This window comes from Erwinia sp. AnSW2-5 (assembly GCF_045107195.1).
GTDB lineage: Bacteria > Pseudomonadota > Gammaproteobacteria > Enterobacterales > Enterobacteriaceae > Erwinia.
The window spans coordinates 1-4,627 of sequence record NZ_JBJGXA010000060.1; the positions used below are offsets into that span (position 1 = coordinate 1).

Sequence of the window (4,627 nt, forward strand, 5' to 3'; positions counted from 1 at the left end):
AAGTCCCCGTTCTGTCAGGGGATCACCTGCCATATTTGACCTTTTCAATGCCAGAGTTGTCTTTTTTTATCCATTTTAGCTCTGTTTTATGTCGCTGATCTCCATTTCCCCGATCTGGTTCGTGCAGATTTCCTCCATCATTCCTTAAATCCTGTTAATCATAAATCGATAGACTCCCATGTCCATGGCCTGAAAATCCTAAACCCTCCAAAGGTGGATCGGGTACACTATCTGACAGTTAACTCTGTGAAGGTCGTATTATGTCCCGCCAGCAACATTCATTAAAATCCTGGAATACCTTCGGCCTTAACGCTTATGCCAGCCGTATCAGCGTGGTCGATAGCGTTGAAGAACTTTGCCGGTGCTGGCAGCAGAGCACCCAACAAAATGAGCCTGTACTACTGTTGGGTGAAGGAAGTAACGTACTGTTTTTGGAGGATTTTTCCGGTCAGGTGATCATTAATCGCATCAAAGGCATCAGCGTTGAAGAAACTGAAGATGCGTGGTGTTTACACGTAGGTGCCGGAGAGAACTGGCATCAGTTGGTGGAAACCACGCTGAAACAGAATCTGGCTGGTTTAGAGAACCTGGCGTTGATTCCTGGATGTGCGGGTTCCGCGCCGATTCAAAATATTGGCGCTTACGGCGTCGAGCTGGAGCAGGTGTGTGAGTATGTGGATATTGTGAGCCTTCGTGAGGGCACTTGTCGGCGTCTGAGTGCTTCAGAGTGCCAGTTTGGCTACCGCGACAGCGTGTTTAAACATCGTTATCGTGAGGGATATGCCATCGTTGCTGTTGGGCTACGTCTGGCGAAACACTGGAAACCAGTACTCAGCTATGGCGACCTTCGCGACCTTGACCCCAGAACGGTAACCCCACAGCAGGTGTTCGATGCCGTTTGCCATATGCGCCGTAGCAAGCTGCCTGATCCTGAAGTGACAGGAAATGCAGGAAGCTTCTTCAAAAACCCGCTGGTGAGCGCAGATCTGGCTGCGGCACTGCAAATAAAGTACCCAGGCATTCCGCAGTATCCACAGGAGAGCGGGAACGTGAAGTTGGCCGCTGGCTGGCTGATCGACCAATGTGCCCTGAAAGGATTCCGCCTTGGCGGCGCAGCGGTGCATCAACAACAGGCGCTGGTATTGATTAACGCGGAAGATGCCAGTGGGCAGGATATTGTCGATTTGGCCCGTACCGTGCGCCATCGCGTGGCAGACAAATTTAACGTGTGGCTGGAGCCGGAAGTGCGCTTTATTGCCGCTCAGGGTGAAACAGATGCTGTTGAGGTTATCGCATGAAAGATAACACCGTACCCTTAAAGCTGGTGAGTATTCTGGCCGATGGTGAATTCCATTCCGGTGAGCAGCTCGGTGAGCATTTAGGTATGAGTCGTGCTGCAATTAACAAGCATATACAGACCCTGAAAGAGTGGGGCATTGATGTCTTCACTGTTACTGGGAAAGGTTACAGCCTTTCATTTCCTATGCAGTTACTGAATGAGCAGGCCATTAATGCTCAGCTTGAACAGGGTCGTCTGGCCGTTATCCCGGTGATCGACTCAACCAATCAGTATTTACTCGATCGTATGGACAGTTTGCAATCTGGTGATGCATGCGTTGCTGAATATCAGCAGGCAGGGCGTGGAAGACGTGGACGCCAGTGGTTTTCTCCCTTTGGTGCGAACCTCTATCTGTCCATGTACTGGCGGCTTGAGCAGGGGCCTGCTGCCGCAATGGGATTGAGCCTTGTTATTGGTATTGTTCTGGCTGAAGCATTGCAGGAACAAGGTGCCCCGGGCATTCGGGTTAAATGGCCAAATGATATTTACCTTGATGATCGTAAACTGGCAGGCATCCTCGTTGAACTGACAGGTAAAACCGGCGATGCTGCGCAGATCGTGATTGGTGCTGGTATTAACCTGGCCATGCGTGAACCCGGTGCTGATGTGATTAATCAGGGCTGGATTAACCTCCAGGAAGCTGATGTTACCGTCGACCGTAATGCACTCTCAGCATTGATAGTAAACAAGATGCGAACGGCGCTGGCACAGTTTGAACAGGATGGTCTGGCACCCTTCGTAGAGCGTTGGGCGCTGTTAGACAACTTTATTGACCGTCCGGTGAAGTTGCTGATTGGCGATCGGGAGATCTTCGGAACGGCAAGAGGAATTGACCAGCAGGGAGGGTTAATTCTTGAGCAGGATGGTGTCAGAAAGTCCTGGGTTGGCGGTGAAATTTCTTTGCGGCCACAGAATTAAAACAGGGGCATTATGCCCCTTTTGTTACTTTCTTAATCTGACAAGGTCGACCGCATGGTCGCTGCTTTTCGTCATGATCAAACTTGCTCGTTCACGCGTTGGCATGATGTTTTCTTTTAAATTCAGATGATTAATCTCTTTCCACAGTTGGGTTGCAATCCCTACCGCCTCTTCTTCTGGCAGTTGTGCATAATGGTGGAAATAGGAGTCTGGATCGGTAAAAGCGCCCTGACGGAATTTTAGAAAACGGTTGATGTACCACTGTTCCAGAAGTGCTTCAGGAGCATCGACGTAAATTGAGAAATCCACAAAATCTGAAACGAAGACGTGATGAGGGTCATGCGGGTAGTCCATGCCACTCTGCAATACGTTCAGCCCTTCCAGAATCAAAATATCCGGCTGCTGCACAATTTTATCACCCTCGGGGATCACATCATAAATCAGATGTGAATAGACCGGGGCGGTAACCTGAGAAGCACCAGACTTGAGGTCTGAAACAAAGTTGACCAAACGGTGCATATCATAAGAGAGCGGGAAGCCCTTCTTCTTCATTAGCCCACGTTCTTTGAGCACCGCATTTGGATGCAGGAAGCCATCTGTGGTAATCAGTTCGACTCTACGATGCTCTGGCCAGCGGCTAAGTAATGCCTGCAATACACGGGCTGTGGTGCTTTTACCCACCGCGACGCTGCCCGCTATACTGATGATGTACGGGATTTTTTGGCCATTGGTCCCGAGAAACTGCTCCAGCACGGCCTGGCGTCGTAAATTAGAGCTAATATAGAAATTCAACAGACGAGATAAGGGCAAATAAATCTCTGCCACTTCTTCCATGGAGAGATCTTCGTTAATGCCTTTAAGACGTGCAATTTCGTCTTCGGATAGCGTCATTGGCACCGAATCACGCAGCGCAGCCCACTGGCCACGATTGAAATGCAGATAAGGTGTCGTTAACAAGGCGTCTTTTTTTCTCATATGCGTGCTTCTGCCAGCAATTTTTCACCCTTCAATAGGTTAGCCGGTTCATGACAACATGTTGCGGTTGTTGTCAGGCTTAAGTACTAAGGGAAATTTCATAAAACAATTGTCGGAGGTTACCACCAGACAGGCATGAATAAGAAGGAAAAAAGATAACGCAAAGATGCAAACGTAACCGCACCCGCATTAATGATATTTTTCGCGGGCAATGAAAAGCCAGCCTGATTAAGCGCGAAGGTGAGATCCAATTTTTTGTAAAAGGTGAATTTTTATGCGCTAAAGTACACCGGGTTGATATTTTAGCGTCATCCACCGGGTTCCACTGCTGTCAGGGGATTAAGAAGGTTGGCGCTTCTTTGACCGAACTTTGTATGTAAATTCGCTAAATTGAGAAGAATTGCACAAATAGTGAGCATAAGAACAATTATCGCAATTTTTTTGTTGCATCCTCCCTCAGGTCTTCCTAGAATGCGCACCACTTGATGCCGGCTTAGCTCAGTTGGTAGAGCAACTGACTTGTAATCAGTAGGTCACCAGTTCGATTCCGGTAGCCGGCACCATCAAGTAACGAAATATCCCAGGTGGGGTTCCCGAGCGGCCAAAGGGAGCAGACTGTAAATCTGCCGTCATCGACTTCGAAGGTTCGAATCCTTCCCCCACCACCATTTCGACTCAGCGATCAGGAGTTGAAACCGGTAGAGAGATAAACGACTCAACCGGAACGATGGCAACTTCCATAAGTTGTTCATCACGATTTCAGACTGAGCTCAAGCACAGTCAAAGTCATCAGGCAAACGCTTGGTGGCTGAATAGCGAAGAAATCTTTTTCTGAGTTGTTCAAAAGCTACAGACAGAACAGGTAGCCGAGTTCCAGGATGCGGGCATCGTATAATGGCTATTACCTCAGCCTTCCAAGCTGATGATGCGGGTTCGATTCCCGCTGCCCGCTCCAAGCCGTGCTGATATGGCTCAGTTGGTAGAGCGCACCCTTGGTAAGGGTGAGGTCCCCAGTTCGACTCTGGGTATCAGCACCACTTTCAAATCTCCCTCCCTGCTTCTTCTCTGTACATTAAAATTCAACGATTCAGGCAATGCCTGGTTGATGTGGTGATATCACCGATTAATCCGTGTCTTAGAGGGACAAGCGATGTCTAAAGAAAAATTTGAACGTTCCAAACCGCACGTCAACGTTGGTACTATCGGCCACGTTGACCACGGCAAAACTACCCTGACTGCTGCTATCACCACCGTTCTGGCTAAAACCTACGGCGGTTCTGCACGTGCGTTCGATCAGATCGATAACGCACCAGAAGAAAAAGCACGTGGTATCACCATCAACACTTCTCACGTTGAATATGACACCCCATCTCGCCACTACGCGCACGTTGACTG

General features: G+C 49.0%; 4 protein-coding genes and 4 tRNA genes. 7 read left to right on the plus strand and 1 reads right to left on the minus strand.

Features of this window, described 5'->3' with window-relative positions; translation table 11 throughout:
- Window positions 1–260: 260 nt before the first annotated feature.
- Window positions 261–1,298: a UDP-N-acetylmuramate dehydrogenase gene (murB, locus tag ACFL9S_RS23585; protein ID WP_405264301.1), complete on the plus strand. Its 1,038-nt coding sequence runs from the start codon at window positions 261–263 to the stop codon at window positions 1,296–1,298.
- The gene (gene birA, locus ACFL9S_RS23590) at window positions 1,295–2,257 is read left to right on the plus strand and encodes a bifunctional biotin--[acetyl-CoA-carboxylase] ligase/biotin operon repressor BirA (RefSeq protein WP_405264303.1); all 963 of its coding nucleotides are present in this window, start codon (window positions 1,295–1,297) and stop codon (window positions 2,255–2,257) included. Before murB ends, birA begins: the two co-directional genes overlap by 4 nt.
- A 24-nt stretch (window positions 2,258–2,281) precedes the next feature.
- On the opposite strand, the gene coaA is transcribed toward birA, so the two are convergent.
- On the minus strand, window positions 2,282–3,232 hold the full coding sequence (coaA, locus tag ACFL9S_RS23595; protein ID WP_200644209.1) for a type I pantothenate kinase: 951 nt from the start codon (window positions 3,230–3,232) through the stop codon (window positions 2,282–2,284).
- Window positions 3,233–3,719: 487 nt separating this feature from the next.
- Here coaA and ACFL9S_RS23600 point away from each other — a divergent pair.
- The 5 genes from ACFL9S_RS23600 to ACFL9S_RS23620 all read left to right on the plus strand — a co-directional run.
- A tRNA-Thr gene (locus ACFL9S_RS23600) sits at window positions 3,720–3,795 on the plus strand.
- A gap of 20 nt (window positions 3,796–3,815) precedes the next feature.
- Window positions 3,816–3,900 (plus strand) — tRNA-Tyr (locus ACFL9S_RS23605).
- 212 nt (window positions 3,901–4,112) lie between these two features.
- Window positions 4,113–4,187, plus strand: a tRNA-Gly gene (locus ACFL9S_RS23610).
- Between the two features lie 6 nt (window positions 4,188–4,193).
- A tRNA-Thr gene (locus ACFL9S_RS23615) sits at window positions 4,194–4,269 on the plus strand.
- A gap of 113 nt (window positions 4,270–4,382) precedes the next feature.
- On the plus strand, window positions 4,383–4,627 hold a 245-nt coding region (locus ACFL9S_RS23620), incomplete at its 3' end, for a GTP-binding protein (protein ID WP_405264304.1).

Coding starts and splice junctions, on each gene's coding strand:
- murB (WP_405264301.1), top strand. CDS start 261: ATGTCCCGCCAGCAACATTCATTAAAATCCTGGAATACCTTCGGCCTT.
- coaA (WP_200644209.1), bottom strand. CDS start 3,232: ATGAGAAAAAAAGACGCCTTGTTAACGACACCTTATCTGCATTTCAAT.
- birA (WP_405264303.1), top strand. CDS start 1,295: ATGAAAGATAACACCGTACCCTTAAAGCTGGTGAGTATTCTGGCCGAT.